We start from the raw sequence: 23,333 nt of genomic DNA on the forward strand, positions 1-23,333 counted from the left end.
GAGGGTGAGTCAGATCGACGGATTCTGTCACCCAGCGGCGTCGTGGCGCATCCCAGCAGCCGGTTCAGGCGCGGCGGGTGGCGGTGAGCAGGCCCCGGCCGAAGGCCTCGGCGACGGCCGCCGCGCGGTCGTTCACGCCGAGCTTGGCGTAGATGTTGAGCAGGTGCGTCTTGACCGTGGCCTCGGTGACGAACAGCTGGGCGGCGACCACCCGGTTGGTGGCGCCGGCGGCGACGAGCTGGAGGACCTCCAGCTCGCGCTGGCTGAGCGGGCCGGTCTCCGGCGTCCGGACCCTGTTCATCAGCGTCGCCGCGACCGACGGGGCCAGCACCGCCTCGCCGCGCGCCGCCGCGCGGACCGCCCGCAGCAGGTCGTCGCGCGCCGCGTCCTTCAGCAGGTACCCGGTCGCCCCGGCCTCGATAGCCGGCAGCACGTGGCTGTCCGTGTCGTAGGTCGTCAGCACCAGCACCCGGGCGCCCGCGCCGCCCCGGGCCAGCTCCCTGATCGCCGTGACGCCGTCCATGCCGGGCATCCGCAGGTCCATGAGGATGACATCCGGCCGCAGCCGCGCGGCGAGCTGGACCGCCTGCGCGCCTTCGGCGGCCTCGCCCACCACCTCGACGTCGGGCTCGCGGGCGAACATGCCGATCAGCCCGTCGCGGACCACCGGATGGTCGTCGACGACGAGCAGCCGGATCCTCGGAGCGTCCGCGTCGCCGGCGGTGCCCGTCACGCGCCGGCCCCCAGCGGCACCCGGGCGGAGATGCCGGTGCCGTGGCGCGGCCGCGACTCGATCTGCAGCGTGCCGTCAAGCGCCTCGATCCGCTGGCGCATGGCGACCAGGCCGAACCCGCCGCCCGCGTGCGGCCCGCCGGTCGCGCCCGGGTCGAAGCCCCGGCCGTCGTCCCGGACGTCGAGCGCGACCTCGTCGTCCAGGTAGGACAGGGTGACGCCGACGCGGCTGGCCTCGGCGTGCTTGGCGACGTTGGCCAGCGCCTCCTGGGCGGCGCGCAGCAGCGCGGCCTCCGCCTCGGGGCGCAGCGGGCCGGGTGCGCCGGTCGTCGTCACCTGCACCGCGAGGCCGTGGCGCGCCGACCAGCGGCCGGCGATGTCCGCGATCGCGGCGCCGAGGGCGGCGCATTCCAGCTCCTGCGGCCGCAGCGCGTGCACCGAGCGGCGCGCCTCGGCCAGGCTCTCCCGGGAGAGCTGGGCCGCCAGGGTGACGTGACGGCGCCAGCCGGCCCTGTCCGCGGGGTCCTCGGCCGCCAGGTCGTCGCCGGCCGCCTCGGCCGCCCGCAGCTGGGCGACGATGCCGGTCAGGCCCTGGGCGAGCGTGTCGTGGATCTCGCGGGCCAGCCGCTCGCGCTCGTCCCGGATGCCGGCGGCGCGGGCCTGGCCGACCAGCCGCTCCTGCAGCGCCGCGTTCTCGGCGAGCGCCGCCGCGAGCCGCTCGTTGGCCGCGCGGGCCTCGTCGAGCGCGCGCAGCCGCTCCTCCTGCCGCAGCCGGTCACGTTCCAGCGCCCAGGCCAGCGCACACATCGGCACCACGTTCACGACGACGACGGCGGCCCAGGTCAGCACGCCCGCGACGGTCGTGCGCGGGATGCCGGACGCCTGCGCGGTCCCGGCCACCACCGCGAACGCGCAGATGCCGCCCAGCCGCCACGGCCAGCGCAGCAGCCGGAAGGCGTAGACGTACCCGGCCGGGGTGAACACCCCGAACCACGGGTCCCGGACCACCAGGACCAGCGTGATCGCGGCGAGACCGACGAGGAAGACCGTCATCAGCACCGGCCGCTCCCGCCAGCCGGGCCGCACCGTGACCAGCGCGAGCATCCACAGCGCGGTCGCCGCACACAGCGCCAGGTCCACCGTGAGGGGGCCGGGCTCGGCGCGGCGCTGCGCCACCGTGTAGGCGGTCAGCGCCGCGAGCAGCGCGTACGGCCCGACGGCCACCAGCCGCAGCCAGGCCGTCACGTCCCGCACGACCGTCGCCGCCGGGTCGCGGATCGTCAGCTCCGCTGTCATGACCGGATGCTCCCGTCTGACCGCACGACTGGATTCTCCCGCGCCAAGGCTATTCGGCGGTGGCCGCGAAGACACCGCGCAGGTGGCGGCCGCGGACCAGCCGGACGACCCCGAGCAGGAGCAACCCGCAGACGCCCTGCTCGACCTTGAGCCACAGCGGGAAGTCACCGGGGATGGCGACGATGACCACGATCGCGACCACCATGACGGTCGAGACGATCCGCAGCCGCCGGAACGCCCCGCGCGAGCCTCGGGCGGTGGCCGCCGCGAAGGCGAAGGTCAGCACGGCGCTCACGGTCACGATCGTCGTGCGGGTCCAGACCGCGCTCGTGACCAGCGACGGGTGGCCGCGCAGCAGCACGACGGCGGCCATGGTCAGGACGCTCAATGTCAGGTAGCCGCCGGTGAGCAGCCGGACGGCTCGCAGCGCCGCACGGGTGCGCTGGTCGTCGAAACGGTCGAAACGGTCGCCGGCAACGGTCTGGCGCGGGGCTGCGGCAAGCTGGGCCATGGGAGATGCCTCCGGTCTCGGGCGAAATCGTCCGGACCAGGGTCGCCCGAACCGGCCCGCCCCCACATCGGCCGGTCTTCCGGTTCGCCGGTGGAACCGCGGCTCCACCAGACGGCTGAGCCGCTCCACCGACCGGTGGAGCGGCTCAGGAGCTCGGGCCAGGACCGCCGCCGTGGGCCGGGCGCCGACATCAGGCGGCGGTGTCAGGCGGCGGCCTCAGGACCCGACGGACTCCGCCTGGTCCGCGACGAGCGCGGCGACCTGGTTGCGCAGCAGCTTTCCGGTCGGGGTGTAGGGAAGCTCGCCGAGGAAGACGACCTCGTCCGGGGTCCGCGAGCCGCGCAGCTTGCCGCGGACGTAGTCGCGCAGCTCGTCGACCGTGGCGGTCTCGCCGTCGTGGAGCACGACCGCGGCCACGATCCGCTGGCCCCACGTGTCGTCCGGCGCGCCGTAGACGGCGACGTCGCGCAGCTTCTCGTGCCGGCCCAGGACGTCCTCGATCTCGGCCGGGGCGATGTTCTCGCCGCCGCGGATGATCGTGTCGTCGCTGCGACCGGTGATGAAGACGTAGCCGTCGGCGTCGACGAAGGCGCCGTCCTTGGTCGGGAACCAGCCCTCGGCGTCGAGTACCGAGCCGAGGCCCTCGTACTCACCGGAGACCTGCTCGCCGCGCACCCACAGCAGACCGGGCTCGCCGACGCCGACCGGGGTGCCGGCGTCGTCGCGGATCTCGAACTCGACGCCGGGCACCGGGCGCCCCGCCGAGCCGAGCCGGGCGCGGACCGCCGGGTCGTCGCTCGCGAACGCCTCGCGGTGGTCGTCCGGGCCGAGCACCGCGATCGTCGACGAGGTCTCGGTGAGGCCGTAGGCGTTGACGAAGCCGGTCTCCGGGAACGCGCCGAGCGCGGCCTCGAGCACCTTGCCGGGCATCCGGGCGCCGCCGTAGGCGATGGAACGCAGGTGCGGGGCGTCGGCCGGCTTGCCGCCGAGCGTCTCGACGACGCGCACCAGCATCGTCGGCACCAGCATCACGTTGGTGATCTGCTCGGAACGCACCAGGTCCAGCCAGGCCTGGGCCTCGAAGTTCGGCAGGTAGCAGATCCGCCGGCCGGAGTAGAGGTTCGTCAGCACGGTGCCGATGCCCGCCACGTGGTAGGGCGGGACGCTGACCAGGATGGCGTCGTCCTCCTCGGCCGAGGCGAAGTCGACCGTGCCGAGCACGTAGGAGACCAGGTTCGAGTGCCGCAGGATGACGCGCTTGGGCGCGGACGTGGTGCCGCTGGTGAACAGCAGCACGGCGGTGGCGTCCGGGTCGACGTCCGGCGGGTCGAGGTCGGTGAACGGGTCGGCGCCCTCGACCGGGGTGGCGGAGGCGGCGAACCAGTCCTCGGTGCTGACGAGGCCGGCCACGCCCTCGACTCCGCTGACCGTGTCCAGGTAGGCGGTGTCGGCGACGACGAGGGCTCGGCCGAGCTGGGCGATCTGGCCGCGCAGCTGGTCGGCGGACAGCCGGTAGTTCAGCGGGGCGATCGGCACCCCGGCCGACGCGGCGGCGAACAGCAGGACCGGGAACGCCGGCCCGTTCACCCCGACGAACACCACCCGCTCGGCACCGGACTCCCTGATCGCGGCGGCGCCGGAGGCGACTCGGGAGCCGACCTCCTCATACGACAGCCCGCCGCCGGAGCGCGAGCCCAGGGCGACTCGGTCGCCGTAGGCGCCGCGGGCCATGTCCAGCAGCATCGCGATCGTCATCCGTACTCCCGCTCCTTAAGGGTCACCGGAACATCCGAACCGAGCGTCCCTGGCGGGCGCCGTCGGGCGCGATCTCAGGGACCCTTGCCCAGCTCAGGGCAGTCGGTGGTTAGACGCTTGCACCCACTGGTCTACCCGCGCAACCGTTCGAAGCGATCGTCACAGGCCTGCCCGGGGGGCCGGGCGCGGAAGCCACAGATCCACGCAGGATCGAGATCACCACGACCGCTCCGAAACGACTACTCGCCGCCTCGAACCCCGATTCGGCTTGCCAGATTGCCGTTCTACGGTGGTACCCGGGGCGGGCGTCGATCGGGCTGGGCCGACAGCCGTGATCTGCGCGAACGGCGGAGCCCAGCCGGAGCGGCCCGGCCGGGGAGTGAGTGGGGTAGCCCGCGATTGGTCGATAGAATTGCATTTCAGATTGCGCGCGTCTCAACGCCGACGGGTATCCACGCAATCGGGTCGTCGCCTGCCGAATTAGCGCGAGTGCACTATCACCGCGTGGCATCACTTTTCCGCCGGGCGAGAATGTGATTCTATGGCGACTACGGTCGCGGACGGCCTCCCCAGGGCGGCCGGCACCTGGCGCGACCACCTCACCCGACATTCCGCGCCCCGCCGGCCTCACGAGGCTCCCGGCGGGCGTCCCGCGAAGGAGCTGCCCATGTCCGTCGACGTCGAACGGCGCGGCCCGATCACCGTCGTCACGATCAACCGGCCGCAGGCCGGCAACTCGCTCGACGGCGCGACCATGACCGGGATCGGCTACGCCTTCGAGGAGGCGGCGAAGGACCCCGAGGTCCGGGTGGTGGTCCTCACCGCCGCCGGCGAGAAGATCTTCTGTGCCGGCATGGACCTCAAGGCGTTCATGACCCCGGGTGCCATGGAGGTGCAGGGCCCCGGTCTGGGTGTCTTCATGCGCCAGGCCTTCCCCAAGCCGGTCGTCGCGGCGGTGAACGGGACCGCGGTCGGTGGCGGCTTCGAGCTGGCGATGTTCTGCGACATCATCGTCGCGGCCGAGACGGCGAAGTTCGGCCTGCCCGAGGTGTCCCGCGGCCTCATCGCCGCCGGTGGCGGCACCCGGCTGCCGACCCGGGTTCCGCTCGCCTTCGCGCTGGAGCTGGGCCTGACCGGCAAGCCGGTCCAGGCCTCCCGGCTCTATGAGGTCGGCCTGGTCAGCCGGGTCGTCCCGGCCGCCGAGGTGCTGGCGGCCGCCCTGGAGATCGCCGAGGCCATCGCCGACAACGGCCCGCTCGCCGTCCAGGTCACGAAGGCGCTGATGGTCGGCGAGGTCCCGGCCGCCGACTGGGACGCCATCGGCAAGGCCGTCGCCCCCGTCTTCGCCAGCGACGACGCCAAGGAGGGCGCGACCGCGTTCGCCCAGAAGCGCAAGCCGAACTGGGTCGGCCACTGATCTTCCCCGCTCGGCGCTCGGCGGGATGATCGCCGTTTTGGCCCTCGCGTGGTCGTAAAAGTCCTCCGGCCGCGACCATTCGAGGGCTGAAACGGCGATCATGACCGGCCGGTGGGGCAAGGCCGGGCCCCGACATGACGGGGAGTGGTCGGGCGTCCGGCGGACGCTGGGCGCCGACGTCGCGATACTGGCCCGATGGATCCGATCGCGCCGTCGGGGCGTCAGCTGGAGCTCGTGCACGGGGACGCCGCGGTCACGATCGTCGAGGTCGGGGGCGGCCCGCGTGACTATCGGGTCGGCGGTGTCGCCGTGCTCGACGGTTATCCCGTCGACGCCATGGCCAGCCACGGCCGCGGCCAGCTGCTCGTGCCGTGGCCGAACCGGATCGCCGGAGGCCGTTACCGCTGGGACGACGCGACCCTGCAGCTGGCGATCAGCGAGGCGAAGACGGGCAACGCGATCCACGGCCTGGGCCGCTGGTCGGCCTGGGAGCTGGAGCGGGTCGGCCCGGCCACGGCGACCGCGTCGTTCATCGTCCGCGCGCAGAGTGGTTATCCGTTCACCGTCGCGTTCCGGGCTGCCTACGTGCTCGGGGACGACGGCCTGACCGTGGCGATGACGGCGACCAACCTGAGCGCCCGCCCCGCCCCGGTCGGCATGGGCGCCCATCCCTACCTCTACGTCCCGGGGCCGAACGGCACGCCGGCCCGCGCCGACGACGCGCTGCTCACCGTGCCGGCCGAGCGCCGGCTGCTGGTGGACGAGGCCCTGATCCCGAACGGCGACGAAAAGGTCGCCGACGGGCCGTACGACTTCCGCGCCCCCCGCCAGGTCGGCGATCTCGTCATCGACCACTGCTTCTCGGAGCTGCGCCGCGACCCGGACGGCAGGGCCAGGGTCATCCTGGCGGGCGACGGCGGCGCGGTGACCGTCTGGATGGACGAGGCCTGGGAGTACATCCAGGTGTTCACCGGCGACACGCTCAGCGCCGACCAACGGCGGCGCAGCATCGCCGTCGAGCCGCAGACCTGTCCCGCCGACGCCTTCAACAGCGGCCACGGCCTGCGCACCCTCGAACCAGGCGAGACCTTCACCGGCACCTGGGGCATCACCCCGACCCTGTAGGCCGACGTCGCCGGGTCGGCTGCTCGCTAGAAGTCGCTGCCGCCGTCGACGTTGATGTCTGCGCCGGTCATGTAGGTGTTGAGGCGGGAGCCGGCGAAGGCGATGACCGGGCCGATCTCCGCCGGGTCGCCGGCCCGCGGCAGGAAGGCCGGATGGCCGAAGTCCTCCTTGATGACGCGCATCGCGTCGGTGAGGCTGTCGGGGTCGATACCGCGCTCGGCCGGTAGCGCCCGCAGGTAGCCCTTCATCCCCTCGGACAGGAACGACCCGGGCGAGACGGTGTTGACCAGGATTCCCTCGGGCGCGAGGGTCTGCGCCAGGTTCTTGCTGAGGCTGGTCAGCGCCGCCTTCGACGCCGTGTACGCGATCAGGCCCGGTGACTGACGGCGGGTCGAGTGCGCCGAGACGTTCACGACGCGGGCCCACTCGGCGGCGCGCAGCAGCGGCAGGGCGGCGCGCACGGTGCGCACGGCCGAGAGCGTGCCGATCTCCAGCGTGGCGATCCACTCTGCGTCGTCGGAGCCCTCGAAGCCCTTGAGGCCGGACTCGACCGGCCCGGCCGCGTTGACCAGCACGTTGAGCGAGCCCCACCGGGCGCCGACCTCGTCCAGGGCGGCCGTCACCGAGGCGCTGTCGGTGAGGTCGGTGCCGATGCCGAACGCCTCGGCCGCGCCGAGCGCGAGCGCGCGCTCGGCCGTCTCGTCGAGCGCCGCCTTGCCGCGGGCGAGGATCGCCACCCGAGCGCCCTCACGGGCGAAGCGCTCGACCGCCGCCCGGCCCATCCCCTTCGAGCCACCGCTGACGACGACGGCCGCGCCGCCCAGACCCAGGTCCATGCCGTTCCTCCCGCGTGCTGGTCGGTCGATGCGTGCCGGTCAGTCGATCTTCTCGAAGATGGCGGCGATGCCCTGGCCGCCGCCGATGCACAGGGTCTCCAGGGCGTAGCGGGCGTCCCTGCGGTGCATCTCGTGCAGCAGGGTGGCCAGGATCCGGCCCCCGGTGGCGGCGACGGGGTGGCCGAGGGAGATCCCCGAGCCGTTGACGTTGAACCGGTCCCAGTCGGACTCGGTGAAGCCCCACTCGCGGGTGCAGGCCAGCACCTGGGCGGCGAACGCCTCGTTGAGCTCGATCAGGTCGATGTCCGCGAGCTTCAGGCCGGCCCGCTCCAGCGCCTTGGCCGTCGCCGGGACCGGGCCGATGCCCATCGTCCGCGGCGGCACTCCGGCCACGGCCCAGGAGACGAGCCGGGCCAGCGGGCGCAGCCCGAGCCGCTCGGCCTCGGCCGGATGGGTGACGACGCAGGCCGAGGCGCCGTCGTTCTGGCCGCTGGCGTTCCCGGCGGTGACGGTGGCCTCGGGGTCCGCCTTGCCCATGATCGGCTTGAGCCGGGCCAGGGTCTCCAGCGAGCTGTCCGGGCGGGGGTGCTCGTCGGCGGTGACGACGACGTCCTGCTTCCTGCCCGGGACGGTCACCGGGATGATCTCGTCGTCGAACAGGCCGGCCCGCTGCGCGGCGACGGCCCGCTGGTGCGAGCGCAGCGCCAGCTCGTCCTGCTCGGCGCGGGAGATGCTGTACTCGCGGCGCAGGTTCTCCGCCGTCTCGATCATGCCCCCGGGGACCGGGAAGTTCTTGCCGCCGGCGGTGACGCGGCCCCGGGCGAGGGCGTCGTGGAAGGTCAGCCCCGCGCCGCGGATGCCCCAGCGGCCCTCGTGGGAGAAGAACGGCGCGTTGCTCATGCTCTCGGCGCCGCCGGCGATGACCAGATCGGCCACCCCGGTCTGCACCTGCATGGCGCCCAGCGTCATGGCCTGCACGCCGGACCCGCAGCGCCGGTCGAGCTGCAGGCCCGGGACCTCGACGCCCAGGCCCGCGTCGAGCCCGACCACCCGGCCGAGCGCGGGGGCCTCCATCGACGGGTAGCAGCAGCCGAACAGGACGTCGTCGACGTCCGCCGGATCCAGGTTCGTCCGCTCGACGAGCCCGCGCAGCACGGCCGCGCCCAGCTCGTGGGCGGCGAGCGGCCGCAGGGCGCCGCCGTACCCACCGACGGGCGTCCGCACCGGGCTACAGATCACGGCGTCACGCATGAAGTCCCTCCACCGCCAGACGACTCGGGCCACCCGGGCGGTCACCCCGGCCACGGGCATTCGGCCCCCGCCCGCACGTTAGCCGGGTGGGGCCGCGGCTGGCTTCCGATCGATCGGCCAGCTGCCCGCTGCCGCGCCGACGGTGAGGAACAGCCCTGGCCGCCTCGACCGGTGCGACCCGCACCGCGCACGGGACGAGCGACCCTGCGAGGGCCTGCCGCCGACCGGCGCTCGGCGGCAGGCCCGACGCGCATCCTACGCAGGATTACATACAATATGCAACCGAGGTCCGAGCGCACTCGGAGTGCGACCGAAAGTCGGATAACTTATACAATCTCTGGCGACCACGAGAAGCGGGAGAGCCACGTGACCGACGGCGTGTGGGGCAGCGCCCCCCGGCACACGACCACAGCGCTGTTGCTGGCGCGCGTCGAGAAGGACCCGGACTCGGAGTACCTCGACGTCGGCGGCACCACGTTCAGCGCCGCCGACGTCGCCCGGGCCGCGGCCGCGCTCGGCGCGGCGCTGGTCGAGCTGGGGGTGCGGCCCGGCGACCGGGTCGCGAGCCTGATCGAGAACTCGCCCGAGGCGCTGCTCGTCTGGTGGGGCACCCAGTGGGCCGGCGGCATCGCGGTGCCGATCAACACGGCGTACAAGGGCGAGTACCTGCGCCATCAGCTGCGCGACTCCGGCGCCACGGTGCTCGTCATCGCGGGCGACCTCGCGGACCGGGCCGTGGCCGTCACGGGCGACCTCGACGCGCTGGCGCATGTCGTCGTCACCGGGCCGGACCTGCCCGAGTTCCCAGGCAGCACCGGGCACCGCTGGGACGACCTGCTGACGACCGCCCCGCTGGCCGCCCCGGTCGACCGACGGCCAGCGGACCTGGCGACCTTCATCTACACCGGCGGGACGACCGGCCCGTCGAAGGGCTGCATGCTCAGCCACAACTACCACGAGGCGCTGGCCACCCAGATCGGCGTCACCTGGGGCCGGACCGCGGACGACGTGCTGTGGACGCCGCTGCCGCTGTTCCACTTCAACGCGCTGACCACCGCGGTGATCGGCGCACTGGTCTTCGGCGGGCGCTCGGCGATCTACCGGCGGTTCTCGGTGTCGAACTTCTGGCCCGAGATGAACCGCGCCCAGGCGACCCTCACGTCGACCCTGGGCACGATGGCCTACCTGCTCGCCCATGACGTCGACCGGCCGGAGATGCCGAAGTCGGGCGCCCCCGAGGCGAACACCTCGCTGCGGATGATGGGCGCCGCGCCGCTGCCACCCGAGGTGGACGACATCATCCGCGGCAGGTTCGGCATCGACACGTTCTCCGGCGCCTACGGCGTCACCGAGGCAAGCCTCATCTCCTCGCTGCCGACCGGCGTCCGCAACAAGCCGAGCGCCGCCGGAATGATCAACAAGGACTACTTCGACGTCCGGATCTTCGACGACGACGACAACGAGCTGCCGCGCGGCACCGACGGCGAGATCGTCGTCCGGCCGCGGCTCGCCCACGTGATGTTCGAGGGCTACTGGGGCCGGCCGGAGGCGACCGTCGAGACCAGCCGGAACTGGTGGTACCACACCGGCGACATCGGCCGGGTCGACGAGGAGGACTTCCTGTTCTTCGTGGACCGCAAGGCCGACTACCTGCGCCGTCGCGGCGAGAACATCTCCAGCTTCGAGGTCGAGCGCGTCATCATGGGCCACGGCGACATCGCCGACGTGGCCGTGCACGCCGTCTTCAGCAAGCTCACCGAGGACGACGTCAAGGTGACCGCGACCCTGGTCGAGGGGGCCGCACTCACCCCTGAGGCGCTTTTCCGCTGGTGCGTGGACGCCCTGCCGTACTTCGCGATCCCGCGCTATATCGAGTTCCGGTCCGAGCTGCCGCGCAGCCCGGTCGGCCGCGTCCTGAAGCGCGAGCTGCGCGCCGAGGGCGTCACCGCCGGCACCTGGGACGCCGAGGCCGCCGGTGTCACCTACGAGAAGCGCTGACCCGCCGGCTCAACGACGATCGCCTCGCTCGTTCCCGGCGGGAACGAGCGAGGCGAGGACCCGGCAGAGCGGCTAATTCTCCGGCGCCCAGAGGATGTTCCGGGACTGCAGCAGGTCGACGACGAGGTCGCCGTGGCCGCGCAGCATCCGCACGAACTCCTGGGAGGCCTTTACGCCATTGCCGGCCTTGATGGCCCGGTTGACGGCGGCAATACCCCGCTTCTGCGGCTGGATCGTGCCGGGAACGAGCGCGAAGAAGTTCCCCGGAATGACCCCGGTCATCAGCCGGCCGAACGACGACAGCCGCGGCGAGTGCGCCATCGCGAAAATCTGCCGGAGATACGCCTCGTTCGCGTGCAGGATGTCTTCCGGGTCCTCGGCGTCACGCAGCGCGCGCTCGGCCGCGGCCAGCGCCTCGATCCCGTCCTCGTCACCACGCTCGGTCGCCCGCTCGGCGGCCAGCCCGTACAGCTGGCCGAGCAGCGCGTAGTGATCGCGCACCGAGTTCAGGTCCAGGCCGTGCACGAACGCGCCGCGGTGCGGCTCGATCGAGATCCAGCCCTCGCTCTCCAGCGCGATCATCGCCTCGCGCACCGGGATGCGGCTGACGCCCAGCTCCTCCGCGATCTCGTCCTGGCGGACGTGGTCACCCTGGCGGAGGGTTCCGGCGAAGATCAGGCCCCGGATATGGTCGGCGACCTGGCTGCCGCTGCTCCTGCGGTCGACAACGGACCGTTTGCCCGGGGCATGGTGCGAAAGCGGGCTTACGGCGGTCGCCGTCCGACGGTTGGGAGGGATGACCGTGCTCCTTCAGCTGAGGGCGAGGGTGTCCGTTGCGCGCGCCCGTTCACCTGATCGAGCCAGCCGATCGAGTCATGTCGCGAGCAGCGGACCGCGAAGTTGCAGGAAGTATACGACCGCACTGCTCCGACAACGCGGACCTCGGTGTTCGGTGCGCGCATTAGATCCATCACGTCCGGCTAGTCCTGTGACCCTTCGCACTGATCCCACGGGACGTGCCGCAAAGGCCCGTTGCCGGCTCCCCGCGCGTTCGTCCCGAGTGTCGACCCGCGCGTTCGAAATGCACCGGGAAACGGGACGGATCAGTCCTCCCCGTCCCGGCCCGGCGCACCCGAGGTCGCGACGGCATCGCGACGCCCGATCGGGGCCGTCGCCGACGAGACGGCGGCGCCGGGCGCGTCGGGCGCGATACCCAGGTAGGCGGTCGCCAGCCGGTCGGCGTCGACCTCGGCCGACGGCCCGGTCCAGGTGATGTGGCCGACGGTGAGGAAGGCGACCCGGTCGGCGATCGCGAGCGCGTCGCGGGTCTTCTCCTCGGCGATGAGCAGTGCGGTGCCCCGGCTCTGCAGCGCGCCCAGTGCCGCGAAGATCTGCTCGATGATGAGCGGCGCCAGGCCGAGCGACGGCTCGTCGGCCACCAGCAGCTTCGGCGGGCGGACCAGCGCCGGCGCCAGGGTGAGCATCTGCTGCTCGCCGCCGGACATGGTGCCGGCGGCCTGGCCGCGGCGGGTCTTGAGCACCGGGAAGGCGTCGAAGGCGGCCTCCCGCTCTGCCGCGTCCCGCAGCCAGATCGTGAGGTTCTCCTCGACGGTCAGGTCGGGGAAGATACCCCGCCCCTCGGGCGCCAGATAGACGCTGTCCCGCTCGCGCCGGCGCGCCGGCACCTGCGTGACGTCGCGGCCGGCGAGCCAGACCGAGCCGGCACGCGCCTCGACCAGGCCGCCGACGACCGAGCACAGCGTCGTCTTGCCCGCGCCGTTGCTGCCCAGCAGCGCGACCGCCTGGCCGGCACCGATGGTCAGGTCGAGCCCGTGCAGCACCTCGATCTCGCCGTAGCCGGCCTTCAGGCCGGAGACCCGCAGCACCGGCTCGGCGGCGTCGGCGGCGCCCGCGTCGAACGAGGCGGCCGGGGCGGTCGTCGCGACCGGGACGTGCCTCGCCGCGGCCGCCTTCGCGGCCCGGCGGACGGCCCACTCGCGCCGGGCCCGGGAACCGGCGGCGAGGCCGCCGTCCGGGTCACGGGCCAGTGAGATCGCGCCGAGGCCGAACACCATCTGCATGAAGTAGGTGGACGCCGGGACATGCTCCAGCACCTGCGGGGCGAGCGCCGAGACGAGTCCGGCCAGCACCGCGCCGGCAGGTCGGCGGATCGACAGGGTCACCGTCGTCGCCAGCCAGACCAGCCCGAGCAGCACGGTGAAGTCGGTCCGGGTCACCCTGCCGTGGGCCGCGGCCAGCATCACGCCGCCGAATCCCGCGATGCCCGCCGAGATGACGAACAGCAGCAGCTTCATCCGGTCGACGGCGATGCCGCTGGTACGGGCACCCACCTCGGAGGAACGGACGGCCAGCATCGCCCGGCCCGTGCTGGAGGAGCGCAGCGCGTGCACGACCCAGACCCCGAGGCCGACCAGAAGCACCAGCAGCAGCACGAGCCAGCGTGGGTTGGACGTGTCGAGGCCGCCGATCCTCGGCGGGGTCACCGGCCAGCCGCTGGAGCCGTTGGAGATGCTGTGGATCTGGAACAGCAGGTTCTCGCCGATGAACGCGAGCGCGAGCGTCGAGAGCGCCAGCGGCAGGCCGCCGAGCCGGCGGGTCGGCAGCGCGACGACGAGGCCGACGAACGCCGAGACCAGGGTGCCCGCGATCAGCGCGGGCACGAACGGCACCCCGTGCCCCAGCAGGATGCCGGCGGTGAAGGCCCCGGACAGCACGAAGGCCGCCTGCGCGAGGCTCACCATGCCACCGATGCCGGTGACGACGGTGAAGGACAGCAGCACGATCGCCGTCGCCAGGCCCTGGGCGAGCAGGCCGGCCCAGAAGTCGGTCGCCCCCCAGGCGGTGTAGGCGAGCAGGCCGACCACGGCGATCGACCACAGCGTCCGGCGCCGCCACCGCGCGGCGTCGACACCGAGCTCGTCGGCGGACGGCTTCTCCTCCAGCGTCGTGCCGGCGCTGCGGCCCCGCTCGGCACCGAAGTAGATCAGCAGGCCGAACAGGATGATGAACGGCACGGCCGTGGGGAACCCGGTGATGTCCAGGGTGACGTAGCCGTTGACGAGGTTCTGCACGACACCGAGGAGCAGGCCGCCGAGCATCGCGATCGGGATCGAGGCCATCCGGCCGAGCACGACCGCGGGGATCGAGATGAACAGCAGCGTCGTGTAGCTGAACGAGCTGAGGCCGAACATCGGCGCGAGCAGCACGCCGACCAGGCCGGCCAGCCCGCAGGACGTGATCCAGGAGACCGCGGACGCGCGGTCCGGGTCGACGCCGCGCAGCGCCGCGAGGTTCGGCCGGCTGACCGCGGCCCGCATCTCCAGGCCGATCCGGGTGTGCCGGACCAGGTACCACAGCAGGACGGCCGCGAAGACCGCCGCGCCGAGCATCGACAGCTGGTCGCTGTCGATGATCAGGCCGTTGCCGATCGAGTGGATCTTCTTCGGGCTCGGGCCGAGGCCCGGAATCCGGAAGACGTCCTCGATCTCGGGAACGCACCGGGCCTTCGGGTTCTGCTGCGAACAGCTGGAAAGATTCAGCCAGTCCTTGAGCAGGGCGACGATCCAGAGCCCGAGCGACGGGAGCGCGATGAGCAGGCCGAGCGACGCGACCATCTTCGCCGCGATCGACGACTCCCGCAGCGGGTTGAACAGCACTAAGTGCAGCACCCAGCCGAGCAGCGGCGCGAAGATGCCGATACAGATGATCGCGCTCACCACGACCGGCAGCTTCTGGCCGGTGTTCAGCTGGAAGAACAGGTAGGCGGTCGAGAAGGCGACACCGCCCTGGCCGAAGTTGAAGACCCCGGACGTCTGATAGCTCAGGGTGAGGCCGGACGCGAGGATCGCATAAAGGGCGCCGGTGACCAGCCCCGCGACCACCAGGTTGACGAACTCGGTCACGAAATTCTCCTCAGCCGAGATAGGCGTCGCGGACGGCCTCGTCGGCCTGGATCTCGGCCGGCGTGCCCTCCGCGAGCACGGAACCGAGGTTGAGTACGGCGATCCGGTCACACATCCGCATGACGAACCCCGCGTCGTGCTCGACCAGGAGCACCGCGGCGCCTCTGCCGCGCAGCGACTGGATCAGCTCCCCGAACCGGTCGGACTCGCCGTGGTCGAGCCCGGAGGTCGGCTCGTCCAGCAGCAGTAGCCGGGGCTCGTCGACGATCGCCCGGGCGAGCTCGACCAGCCGCTGGAGGCCGAGCGGCAGCGAGCCGGCGGCCACCCGGCGGCTGTCGGCCAGGCCGCACCACTCGAGCACCTCGTCGACCCGCTCGCGGCGGGCCTTCTCCAGCGAGCGACGCTTCGGCCAGGCGACCAGGTCGGCGAGCACACCACCCCCGCCGCCGTGCCACTCCAGCGCGGCCAGCACGTTGTCCTCCACCGACAGCCAGCTGAAGACCTGGGCGCGCTGGAAGGTGCGGCGCATGCCGAGGCGAGCGCGGCCGGTCGAGCCCTGCCGGGTGACGTCCTGGCCGGCGAACTCGACCCGGCCGGTCGTCGCCGGGGTGATGCCGGAGATGACGTCGAACAGCGTCGTCTTCCCGGCGCCGTTCGGACCGATCAGACCGCGCACGGTCCCGGCGGTGACGTCCAGTGAGACGTCGGTGAGCGCCTGGACGCCACCGAAGCGCTTGCTGATGCCGGTCAGCCGCAGCAGGGGCCGGTCACCGGTCGCCGCCGGCGTGGTCGCGGCCGGTGCTGGCTTCGAGACGCCAGACGGCATGAGGCCTCCAGAGGGTGGATCACCGGGCCGCACGGGATCTGTCGCGCCAGACCAGGTGTGATAGTGGATACTATATGCAATCTCACCGCACGGTAACAAGTACTAGTCGCTGGACTAGTCGACGCCGAGCAGCACCGTCGAGGTCGAGGAGAACCAGCCGCCGGTGCCGTTCACGCACGCCACCCGCGCATGCGGCACCTGCCGGCCGGTGGCCTCGCCGCGCAGCTGCTTCACGGCCTCCACCAGGAGGAAGATGCCGCGCATGCCCGGATGGCACGACGAAAGCCCGCCGCCGTCGGTGTTCGTCGGCATTCGGCCACCGACGCGCATGGTCCCGCCCTCGAGGTAGGCCCCGCCCTCACCTCGGCCGCAGAAGCCGAGCGCCTCGAAGGTGAGCAGGACGGTCGAGGTGAACGAGTCGTAGAACTGGCAGACGTCCACGTCCGCCGGGGTGAGGCCGGCCCGCTCGAACGCGAGCTTCCCGGACACGGCCGCCGGCGAGACCGTGAAGTCGGTCCACTCCGACATAGTCGTGACGTTGCTGGCGGTGCCGGTGCCGAGCACCCGCACGACCGGGCGCCCCAGGTCGGCGGCCCGGTCGGCGGCCGTCAGCACGACGGCCCCGCCGCCGTCGCTGCGAATGCAGCAGTGCAGCTTGGTGAACGGTGTCGCCACCATCGGCGCCGACAGCACGTCGTCCACGGTTATCGGATCCCGGTACATCGCGTCGGGGTTCAGCCCGGCGTTGTACCTGGTGTCCACGGAGATGTTCGCGAACTGTTCGATCGTCGTGCCGAACTCGTGCATGTGCCGTCGCGCCGTCATCGCGTACTTGGCGATCAGGGTGTGGCCCCACGGCGCCTCGAACTGGCTCGGGCCGCGGGTCGACAGCGACAGGTTCGCCGTGCGCAGCCGCTTCTTGAGGTCGGCGCGGGCCGTCGAGCCGTAGACCAGCAGGACGGTCTTCGCGGTGCCGGCCCTGATCGCGTCGACGGCGTGCTCGACCATGACCTCCCAGGTCGACCCGCCGACGGCGGTCGAGTCGACCCAGGTCGGCCGCAGCCCGAGGTACTCGGCGAGCTCGACCGGCTGCAGTACGCCCAGCCCGGTCGAGCCGAAGCCGTCGACGTCGGCGTGGCTGAGGCCCGCGTCGGCCAGCGCGCGCGCCGCCGCCTGGTAGTGCAGCGCGAACGGCGTGGCCGTGTCGACCCGCCCGCAGTCCGACAGCGCCGCCCCGACGACAGCCACCTCGCCCGGCATACGCCCTCCCGTGGCTCATCCAGCTCCGGCTGCCGGTGTCGGCAGCCCAGGTTCGCGGTCCCGGCCGGTCGCGGTGGGCCGGCCGTTCGACGGCTGCCACCTGCCCCGGGACTGCAGTTTGTATATACTATGCGATTATGGGATCGGTCACCGCCTCGGACAACGACGCTTCGGAAAAGGGCGTCTACTTCGAGGACCTTGAGGTCGGCGGCAAGGCACCGGTACGCACGCTGCGGCTCACCCGCACGGACCTGGTCCGGTACGCGGGCGCGTCCCGCGACTTCAACCCGATGCACCACGACGACGAGCGGGCTCGCGCGGCCGGGATGAAGAGCGTCTTCGGCCACGGCATGTTCAGCGCGGGCCTGCTCGCGACGGCGCTGACCGACCTCGTCGGCATCGGCAACCTGCGCGGCTACAAGGTCCGTTTCACCACCCAGGCGTGGCCGGACGACGTCCTGTCGACCGACATCACGGTCACCGGCCGGGACGAGACGACCGGCCTGGTCGAGCTGGACTGCCAGGTCCTCAATGGGGACGGGGCCACCGTCGTCGCCGGGTCCGCCGTGGCGTCCCCCGCCCGCAGGCCAGCCAGCACGCCAGCGGCGGACACGCCGTCGGCGAGGCCCGCACTCGGCCCTGAGAAAGACAGGAGTCAGGCATGAGCGGTCCGCGGTTCGACCTGCCGACGATCGAGGAGGAGACCGCTCCCTGGTGGGAGGCCGCCCGCAAGGGCGAGCTGCTGATCCGCCGCTGCGGTGACTGCGGGAAGGCGCACCTCTACCCGCGGCCGTTCTGCCCCGCCTGCTGGAGCGAGAACGTCACCTGGGAGCGGGCCGCCGGCACTGGCACCCTCTACACCTGGTCCGAGGTCCGCTCGAACGACCTGCCTCCGTTCAAGAGCCGGGTCCCGTACCTCGCGGCGATCGTGGACCTCGACGAGGGCCCCCGCCTGGAGACCACGATCGTCGACGCGGCCGAGGCAGACCTCACCATCGGCATGCGGGTGACGGTCGACTTCCAGCACGACGACGAGGCAGACCTGACCATCCCCGTCTTCCGCATCCCTGGCTGAGGAATCCCGTGACCGTCACCGACCTGATCGGCACCGAGCTGCCCGCGGCGACCGTCGTCGTGGAGCGCGGCGCCGTCGCCGCCTTCGCCGCGGCCGTCACCGACACCTCGCCGGTCTACCGCCGCGCGGACGCCGCCGCCGCGGCGGGCTTCGACGCCATCCCCGCGCCGCCGACGTTCACCTTCGCCGCCCGGCTGATCGGCGCGTTCGAGGACCTCCAGCCCGAGCAGCCCGCTGGAGCCCTCGATGTCGCCGAGGTCATCGCCGAGCTGCGCAAGGACGGCGGGCTGATCCTGCACGCCGAGCAGGAGTTCACCTACCACCGCCCGGTGCTGGCCGGCTCGACCGTCCACGTCAACGGGCGGGTCGAGGACGTCCGGGTCACCACCAACAGCCGGGGCAAGCAGCTGACCTTCGTCAGCATCCGGACCGACACCCGTGACGAGGCTGGCGAGCTCCTCGTCACCGAGGTCATGACCCTCCTGCACCGCGCCTAGCCGGCAGGACCCTCAGCCGAGCACGACCTTCAGCCGAGCACGGCGAGGACCATCTCGGACAGCGCGGCGACGTCGGCGTCGACCATCGGCTCGCCGGTCATGCCCATCCGGTGGAGCAGGGTTCCGACCACCACGTCGACGAAGAACAGGACCCGGTGCTCCGGTTCGCCGAGTGCGTCCTGGAGCGCGAGCCGATAGGGGTCCTGCAGCCGCGCGGACAGGATCTCGCGCAGAGCCGGATCGCTGACCGCGTCGCTGAACACACCGGCGAACGCGTCGCCGACCCCGGGTTCGCCGATCTTCGCCGCGACCCAGTGGATGGCCGAGGACATGATCTCGGCCTTGCCGCCGCCCTCCAGTGGCGCCGGGCCGAACGCGTCCAGCAGGCAGTCCACGATCAGCTCGCCCTTGGACGGCCAGCGCCGGTAGATCGTCGTCTTGGCGACGCCTGCCGCCGCGGCGATGCGCTCGACAGTGGCCTGCGCGTAGCCGAGTTCGTGGACCGTGCTCAGCGTGGCGGCGAACACCGCGGCGTGGACGCCGGCGCGCGGGCGGCCGGGTGATCTGGCGGAAGTCGCCGATGCCATTGCCACACGCTACCTGTTTTCGCTACCGTAGGTTTCGATACCTCGGGTAGCGAAACCTACGGTAGCGGCTGGAGTGGTCATGACCGATGGCAAGACCGACGGCAGGATCGACGGCGCGGCCCTGGATGGGGTGGCTGCCACGTGCCTGTGGACGCTGCGCAACCGCGCCGAGGAGTCGATGCATCCGGGCTCGGCGTTCGACGACCCGCTGGCGGAGCGCCTGTACCGCGGGATCGACTACGACTTCGAGCGGTTCGGCAAGCCCAGCCAGAGCCATCCGCTGCGCGCCCTCGCCCTGGACAGCGCCATCCGCGGCTACCTGGAGCGGCATCCCGCCGCCACGGTGGTCGCCCTCGGGGAGGGTCTGCAGACCACCTACTGGCGCCTGGGACGACCCGGTCTCGACTGGCTGTCCGTCGACCTGCCGCCTGTCATCGACCTGCGCCGACGCCTGCTCCCCCAGGAGCCAGGCCTGACCGCGATGCCGACCTCGGCGCTGGACCGCGCCTGGATGGACGTCCCCGACCCGGGCCGTGGCGTGTTCATCTCCGCCGAGGGCCTGTTCATGTACCTCGAACGCGACTCGGTGATGTCCCTGATCGCCGAGTGCGCCGCGCGTTTCCCCGGCGGGCGGCTGTTCTTCGACTCGATACCCGCCGCGTTCAGTAGTCGGACGATGAAGGGCTACCGCATGTCAGACCGCTACACCGCGCCGCCCATGCCGTTCAGCCTGTCGGTCTCCGAGGCCGCCCGCCTGCCCACCCAGATCCCTGGCGTGGCCACGGCCGAGGACCTCCAGCCGCCGCCCGGCCGCAAGGCCTGGCGGTCACGGACGCTCCGGAAGGTCGCGAACCTGCCAGGACCACGCGATCTTCGCCCTTCGATCACTCTGTTGAGCTTCGCCACCGCCCCCGGGCAGTAGGCCCCGAGCGCTGTCCGGCCGCGGCCGCGCGTCGTGGTGGTAGTCGCATTTGGGCGTCGAGGAGCCGCGCGGAATGCGGGCGGGCGCTCGTCACGGAATGATGCGAACGTGACGACTTCCGCCTCGACGACCGAGTCCGCCCCTTCCGCCGAGCCCGTCGAGCCCAAGGCCGGCCCTGGCGCGCTGCCGCTGGCCGGGCTGCTCGTCGTCGGCTTCGAGCAGGCCGTCGCGGCTCCGCTGGCGACCCGGCACCTGGCCGACTTCGGTGCCCGCGTCATCAAGGTGGAGAACCCCAACGGCGGCGACATGGCGCGCTCCTACGACGGAGCCTGGCATGACGAGATCGGCGCGCACTTCGCCTGGCTGAACCGGGGCAAGGAGTCGTTCGCCGTCAACCTGCGCGACGAGCGCGGCGCCGCGGCGCTGGAGGAGCTGCTCGCGAAGGCGGACGTCGTCGTCCAGAACCTGGCGCCCGGTGCCGCCGCCCGCCGGGGCCTGGCCGCCGAGCAGCTCGTCGAGCGCTTCCCGCGGATCATCGCCGTCGACATCTCGGGCTACGGCGACGGCGGGCCGCTCTCGCACAAGCGGGCGTACGACCTGCTGGTCCAGTCCGAGTCCGGCTCGTGCGCGATCACCGGCCACGAGGGCCACCCCGCGAAGGCCGGCATCCCGCTCGCCGACATCGGCGGCGGCATGTACACGCTCACGTCGGTGCTCGCCGCACTGCACGCCCGCACCGCGACCGGCCGGGGCGCCGCGATCCAGGTGAGCCTGTTCGACGCGGCCGTCGAATGGATGGGCTACGCGCTGAACTTCACCATGGGCTCGGGCCTGGTCCAGGAGCCGAACGGCGTCAGCTCCCCCGCGGTCTCGCCCTACGGCAACTACCGCACCAAGGACGGCCAGGTGCTGGTGCTCGGCACGACGAACAACGGCGAATGGCAACGGCTGGCCCGCGAGATCCTCGGCAGCGCGGACCTCGCCGAGGACAAGCGGTTCACCGAGAACGACGACCGGGTCCGCCGCCGCGCCGAGCTCGACGTGCACCTCGCCGCCTGGGCGCGCAGCGTGACGCTCGCGGACGCCCGGGACCAGCTCGACAAGGCCGGCATCGGCAACGCCCGCCTGAACACCGTGCCGGACGTCGTCGACCACCCGCACCTGGCCGCCCGGGACCGCTGGCGCGAGGTCGCGACCCCCGCGGGCCCGATCCGGGCTGTCCTCCCGCCGCCGGTCAACAAGGACTGGACCTTCCCGATGGGCGACATCCCCGCCCTCGGCGCCCACACCACGTCGATCCTCACCGAGCTCGGCCGCACCCCCGACGACCTGGCCGCCCTCCACGCCGACGGCGTCATCTGACCGCCCGGCGCCTGCTCCAGGTGCCGTAACGGGCGCTCACGCCGCGTCTGACGAGGTTGGCCTTGTCCCGCCACGAGCAAGATCGCAGTTTTCGGCCTCGTCCTGCCGGTTCGGATACCAGTCCGGCGATCTTCGACCGGTTCGGGGCCGGTCATCGTTCTTGATCGCAAACCTGGTATGGATAAATACGACAAAAACGACACAGGACGACGATTTCGATACCCGGTTGGGGATCATGGACCGAGACGGCCGCCATCGGGGCCAGTGACCGCCGGTTGGGTATGGAAACCGGTGCCCGACCGGGGCCGCGACCGGGTGGACTTGCTCTGTGTGACCGGCGGCGATCAAGCCATCGGGCCGGCCTTGCCGGACCCGCGTTGACTTACGTGGCACGTGAGTTACGTGCCACGTAAGTCACGCAGCTCTCGGTCCTGCTGGGCTCAGCCGCCGACGGCGCGGTAGGTGGTGGGCTCGCCCTTGCGGTCGAGGTCGGTGACGAGGCCGCCCTTCACGCAGACCGCGGGGGTCGCCGGATTGGCCTTGCCGCCGCACTGGAACTTCATCGGGTCGGCGCCCGGCAGCGGCTGCTCGGGCATCGACTTGATGGCCGTGGTGATCGAGGCCGGCGTGACGTCACCCGTGAGGCCCGTGGTCGCGGACTGCAGGGCGGCGACAACGGTGAACATGCTCAGCGAGCCCTGCCGGTTGATCTCGATTTTCGAGTCCTTGCCGTATGTGTTCACGACCGCGGCGAACAGCCGGGTGGACGGGTTGTCGGTCCCGATCGGCGCGGTCGCGGTCACGGTGACGCCCTTGAGCACGGAGCCGGGCACCGCCTTGCGGGTGGCGTCGGTGATGCACTGCGCGATGGCCGTGACCGGCCCGGTGAACCCGACCGTGTGCAGGCCGTTGAGGGCCGCGATGCAGAACGAGTCGCTACCGATCACCTGCACGACCCGCGGGCCGGCGGCGGCGATCCGCTGCATCTGCGGCGTCATGTCGGCGGTGCCCGGCGGGACGGCCACGACGTCGAGCTTGATACCCGCCGCCTTGAACGCGGCCGGCGCGATGGTCTGGTAGATGCTCATGACGGCCGGCACGTCGATGGCGACGGCCGAGACCGTGTCGACCTTGTGTTCCTTGGCCAGCTGGATCGGCAGGGTGACCAGGCCGAACAGCGCGTCCGCGAGGACGAACGACGAGTCCTTGTCGGTCATGATCGACGCCGAGTTGGCGCCGCCGAACAGCACCGGGATATGCGCCTGGTGCAGTGGCGGCCACATGCCCTCGCTGACGGCCGTGGAGCCGACGACGACCGCGGCCACGTTGTCCTCGACCATGCGGTTCGCGCAGTCGGTGCCCTTGGCCGGGTCGGCGAGGGTGTCGCACTTGACCAGCTCGATCGGGTGGCCGGCGAGGCCGCCCTTGCGGTCGTTGAGGTACTTGACGGTCACGTCGGCCACGGCGCTCTCGAAGGACAGGTCCGTGACGGCACCCTTCCCGTCCGAGATCATGCCGATCTTGACGGGCGTGCCCTTGGCCTGGTTGACCGGGCCGAGCAGCTGGTCGGCGGCGGCGCCGGCACTGGTCGCCGCGGGCGACGTCCCGGAGCTCGCGGTGCTTCCGCCGCAGGCGGCCAGCGCCAGGGTGACGGTCAGGGTGGCTAAGGCGGTCAAGCCGAGGGCGCGCTTCGGTAACCGGCCCGGGCGCGCCGCGGCGTCCGGCACGGCCCGCGGGCCTGCTGAGATCCCCAGGTGAGGCATGCGAGGTGTCCATCTCTCGTGGCGTAACAGGGTGTGGCGAGTGAGAGTGAATGCTCGCGTACCAACACATCGACGTCAACGGGTCAACAAGACCTCTATGTGAATTGCGTCAAGTTTCCACCGAGGCCGTCCTCGGAGACCCTAGCCGGCGCCAGGACGCCGGAACCGCGAAACTGGTCCTTCTCACCATCACGTCG

Annotated in this window: 20 protein-coding genes; 8 read left to right on the plus strand and 12 right to left on the minus strand. The window is 72.0% G+C overall.

Annotated features, from left to right (window positions below; genetic code table 11):
- Positions 1 to 64: 64 nt before the first annotated feature.
- The 4 genes from FRAEUI1C_RS26075 to FRAEUI1C_RS26090 form a co-directional block, all read right to left on the minus strand.
- The gene (locus tag FRAEUI1C_RS26075; protein ID WP_013426354.1) at positions 65 to 733 is read right to left on the minus strand and encodes a response regulator; all 669 of its coding nucleotides are present in this window, start codon (positions 731 to 733) and stop codon (positions 65 to 67) included.
- Positions 730 to 2,028 (minus strand): sensor histidine kinase, encoded by a 1,299-nt coding sequence (locus FRAEUI1C_RS26080; protein ID WP_013426355.1) that lies wholly within the window; start codon positions 2,026 to 2,028, stop codon positions 730 to 732. The genes FRAEUI1C_RS26075 and FRAEUI1C_RS26080 overlap by 4 nt, the downstream gene beginning before the upstream one ends.
- A gap of 49 nt (positions 2,029 to 2,077) precedes the next feature.
- Positions 2,078 to 2,539 carry a hypothetical protein gene (locus tag FRAEUI1C_RS26085; protein ID WP_013426356.1) on the minus strand — a complete coding sequence of 154 codons (462 nt, stop codon included), beginning with the start codon at positions 2,537 to 2,539 and terminating at the stop codon, positions 2,078 to 2,080.
- A gap of 216 nt (positions 2,540 to 2,755) precedes the next feature.
- Positions 2,756 to 4,294, minus strand: coding sequence for a class I adenylate-forming enzyme family protein (locus FRAEUI1C_RS26090; protein WP_013426357.1), 1,539 nt, complete (start codon positions 4,292 to 4,294; stop codon positions 2,756 to 2,758).
- A gap of 667 nt (positions 4,295 to 4,961) precedes the next feature.
- Here FRAEUI1C_RS26090 and FRAEUI1C_RS26095 point away from each other — a divergent pair.
- The gene (locus tag FRAEUI1C_RS26095) at positions 4,962 to 5,711 is read left to right on the plus strand and encodes an enoyl-CoA hydratase-related protein (protein WP_013426358.1); all 750 of its coding nucleotides are present in this window, start codon (positions 4,962 to 4,964) and stop codon (positions 5,709 to 5,711) included.
- A gap of 195 nt (positions 5,712 to 5,906) precedes the next feature.
- Complete coding sequence (locus tag FRAEUI1C_RS26100; RefSeq protein WP_013426359.1) at positions 5,907 to 6,836, plus strand: aldose 1-epimerase family protein; 930 nt, start codon at positions 5,907 to 5,909, stop codon at positions 6,834 to 6,836.
- Between the two features lie 26 nt (positions 6,837 to 6,862).
- On the opposite strand, the gene FRAEUI1C_RS26105 is transcribed toward FRAEUI1C_RS26100, so the two are convergent.
- Both FRAEUI1C_RS26105 and FRAEUI1C_RS26110 read right to left on the minus strand, forming a co-directional pair.
- Complete coding sequence (locus FRAEUI1C_RS26105; RefSeq protein ID WP_013426360.1) at positions 6,863 to 7,672, minus strand: SDR family NAD(P)-dependent oxidoreductase; 810 nt, start codon at positions 7,670 to 7,672, stop codon at positions 6,863 to 6,865.
- Positions 7,673 to 7,711: 39 nt separating this feature from the next.
- The gene (locus FRAEUI1C_RS26110; protein WP_041261479.1) at positions 7,712 to 8,923 is read right to left on the minus strand and encodes an acetyl-CoA C-acetyltransferase; all 1,212 of its coding nucleotides are present in this window, start codon (positions 8,921 to 8,923) and stop codon (positions 7,712 to 7,714) included.
- Between the two features lie 366 nt (positions 8,924 to 9,289).
- Between FRAEUI1C_RS26110 and FRAEUI1C_RS26115 the strand changes: the two genes are divergently transcribed.
- The gene (locus FRAEUI1C_RS26115; RefSeq protein WP_013426362.1) at positions 9,290 to 10,921 is read left to right on the plus strand and encodes an AMP-binding protein; all 1,632 of its coding nucleotides are present in this window, start codon (positions 9,290 to 9,292) and stop codon (positions 10,919 to 10,921) included.
- Positions 10,922 to 10,993: 72 nt separating this feature from the next.
- Here FRAEUI1C_RS26115 and FRAEUI1C_RS26120 read toward each other — a convergent pair whose 3' ends face one another.
- From FRAEUI1C_RS26120 to FRAEUI1C_RS26135, 4 genes are all read right to left on the minus strand, one after another.
- Complete coding sequence (locus FRAEUI1C_RS26120; RefSeq protein WP_013426363.1) at positions 10,994 to 11,719, minus strand: GntR family transcriptional regulator; 726 nt, start codon at positions 11,717 to 11,719, stop codon at positions 10,994 to 10,996.
- 305 nt (positions 11,720 to 12,024) lie between these two features.
- Complete coding sequence (locus FRAEUI1C_RS26125) at positions 12,025 to 14,844, minus strand: ABC transporter permease subunit (protein ID WP_013426364.1); 2,820 nt, start codon at positions 14,842 to 14,844, stop codon at positions 12,025 to 12,027.
- Between the two features lie 10 nt (positions 14,845 to 14,854).
- Entirely contained in the window at positions 14,855 to 15,670 is an 816-nt protein-coding gene (locus FRAEUI1C_RS26130) for an ABC transporter ATP-binding protein (RefSeq protein ID WP_013426365.1), read from the minus strand.
- A 114-nt stretch (positions 15,671 to 15,784) separates the two neighbouring features.
- Positions 15,785 to 16,930 carry a thiolase C-terminal domain-containing protein gene (locus FRAEUI1C_RS26135; protein ID WP_013426366.1) on the minus strand — a complete coding sequence of 382 codons (1,146 nt, stop codon included), beginning with the start codon at positions 16,928 to 16,930 and terminating at the stop codon, positions 15,785 to 15,787.
- Between the two features lie 137 nt (positions 16,931 to 17,067).
- Here FRAEUI1C_RS26135 and FRAEUI1C_RS26140 point away from each other — a divergent pair, with 137 nt between their 5' ends.
- Genes FRAEUI1C_RS26140 through FRAEUI1C_RS26150 form a run of 3 tightly spaced genes read left to right on the plus strand, consistent with a single transcriptional unit; the run spans position 17,068 to position 18,502 of the window.
- Positions 17,068 to 17,595: a MaoC family dehydratase gene (locus FRAEUI1C_RS26140; RefSeq protein ID WP_013426367.1), complete on the plus strand. Its 528-nt coding sequence runs from the start codon at positions 17,068 to 17,070 to the stop codon at positions 17,593 to 17,595.
- Complete coding sequence (locus FRAEUI1C_RS26145) at positions 17,592 to 18,005, plus strand: Zn-ribbon domain-containing OB-fold protein (RefSeq protein ID WP_013426368.1); 414 nt, start codon at positions 17,592 to 17,594, stop codon at positions 18,003 to 18,005. Before FRAEUI1C_RS26140 ends, FRAEUI1C_RS26145 begins: the two co-directional genes overlap by 4 nt.
- Positions 18,006 to 18,013: 8 nt before the next feature.
- Positions 18,014 to 18,502 (plus strand): FAS1-like dehydratase domain-containing protein, encoded by a 489-nt coding sequence (locus tag FRAEUI1C_RS26150; RefSeq protein WP_013426369.1) that lies wholly within the window; start codon positions 18,014 to 18,016, stop codon positions 18,500 to 18,502.
- Between the two features lie 29 nt (positions 18,503 to 18,531).
- On the opposite strand, the gene FRAEUI1C_RS26155 is transcribed toward FRAEUI1C_RS26150, so the two are convergent.
- Positions 18,532 to 19,089: a TetR/AcrR family transcriptional regulator gene (locus tag FRAEUI1C_RS26155; protein WP_013426370.1), complete on the minus strand. Its 558-nt coding sequence runs from the start codon at positions 19,087 to 19,089 to the stop codon at positions 18,532 to 18,534.
- A 79-nt stretch (positions 19,090 to 19,168) separates the two neighbouring features.
- Here FRAEUI1C_RS26155 and FRAEUI1C_RS26160 point away from each other — a divergent pair, with 79 nt between their 5' ends.
- Together FRAEUI1C_RS26160 and FRAEUI1C_RS26165 are read left to right on the plus strand one after the other, a co-directional pair.
- Entirely contained in the window at positions 19,169 to 20,011 is an 843-nt protein-coding gene (locus tag FRAEUI1C_RS26160) for a class I SAM-dependent methyltransferase (RefSeq protein WP_013426371.1), read from the plus strand.
- 108 nt (positions 20,012 to 20,119) lie between these two features.
- Entirely contained in the window at positions 20,120 to 21,373 is a 1,254-nt protein-coding gene (locus tag FRAEUI1C_RS26165; protein ID WP_013426372.1) for a CaiB/BaiF CoA transferase family protein, read from the plus strand.
- A 440-nt stretch (positions 21,374 to 21,813) separates the two neighbouring features.
- Here the strand turns inward: FRAEUI1C_RS26165 and FRAEUI1C_RS26170 are convergent, their stop codons facing one another.
- The gene (locus FRAEUI1C_RS26170; RefSeq protein ID WP_157735046.1) at positions 21,814 to 23,136 is read right to left on the minus strand and encodes an ABC transporter substrate-binding protein; all 1,323 of its coding nucleotides are present in this window, start codon (positions 23,134 to 23,136) and stop codon (positions 21,814 to 21,816) included.
- Positions 23,137 to 23,333: the final 197 nt, after the last annotated feature.

Source organism: Pseudofrankia inefficax, from assembly GCF_000166135.1.
In the GTDB taxonomy this organism is placed as follows: domain Bacteria; phylum Actinomycetota; class Actinomycetes; order Frankiales; family Frankiaceae; genus Pseudofrankia; species Pseudofrankia inefficax.

Bases quoted from the DNA above. Each gene is read 5' to 3' on its own strand.
- FRAEUI1C_RS26080 (WP_013426355.1), bottom strand. From the start codon at position 2,028: ATGACAGCGGAGCTGACGATCCGCGACCCGGCGGCGACGGTCGTGCGG.
- FRAEUI1C_RS26085 (WP_013426356.1), bottom strand. From the start codon at position 2,539: ATGGCCCAGCTTGCCGCAGCCCCGCGCCAGACCGTTGCCGGCGACCGT.
- FRAEUI1C_RS26090 (WP_013426357.1), bottom strand. From the start codon at position 4,294: ATGACGATCGCGATGCTGCTGGACATGGCCCGCGGCGCCTACGGCGAC.
- FRAEUI1C_RS26095 (WP_013426358.1), top strand. From the start codon at position 4,962: ATGTCCGTCGACGTCGAACGGCGCGGCCCGATCACCGTCGTCACGATC.
- FRAEUI1C_RS26100 (WP_013426359.1), top strand. From the start codon at position 5,907: ATGGATCCGATCGCGCCGTCGGGGCGTCAGCTGGAGCTCGTGCACGGG.
- FRAEUI1C_RS26105 (WP_013426360.1), bottom strand. From the start codon at position 7,672: ATGGACCTGGGTCTGGGCGGCGCGGCCGTCGTCGTCAGCGGTGGCTCG.
- FRAEUI1C_RS26110 (WP_041261479.1), bottom strand. From the start codon at position 8,923: ATGCGTGACGCCGTGATCTGTAGCCCGGTGCGGACGCCCGTCGGTGGG.
- FRAEUI1C_RS26130 (WP_013426365.1), bottom strand. From the start codon at position 15,670: ATGCCGTCTGGCGTCTCGAAGCCAGCACCGGCCGCGACCACGCCGGCG.
- FRAEUI1C_RS26135 (WP_013426366.1), bottom strand. From the start codon at position 16,930: ATGCCGGGCGAGGTGGCTGTCGTCGGGGCGGCGCTGTCGGACTGCGGG.
- FRAEUI1C_RS26140 (WP_013426367.1), top strand. From the start codon at position 17,068: ATGGGATCGGTCACCGCCTCGGACAACGACGCTTCGGAAAAGGGCGTC.
- FRAEUI1C_RS26145 (WP_013426368.1), top strand. From the start codon at position 17,592: ATGAGCGGTCCGCGGTTCGACCTGCCGACGATCGAGGAGGAGACCGCT.
- FRAEUI1C_RS26155 (WP_013426370.1), bottom strand. From the start codon at position 19,089: ATGGCATCGGCGACTTCCGCCAGATCACCCGGCCGCCCGCGCGCCGGC.
- FRAEUI1C_RS26160 (WP_013426371.1), top strand. From the start codon at position 19,169: ATGACCGATGGCAAGACCGACGGCAGGATCGACGGCGCGGCCCTGGAT.
- FRAEUI1C_RS26170 (WP_157735046.1), bottom strand. From the start codon at position 23,136: ATGCCTCACCTGGGGATCTCAGCAGGCCCGCGGGCCGTGCCGGACGCC.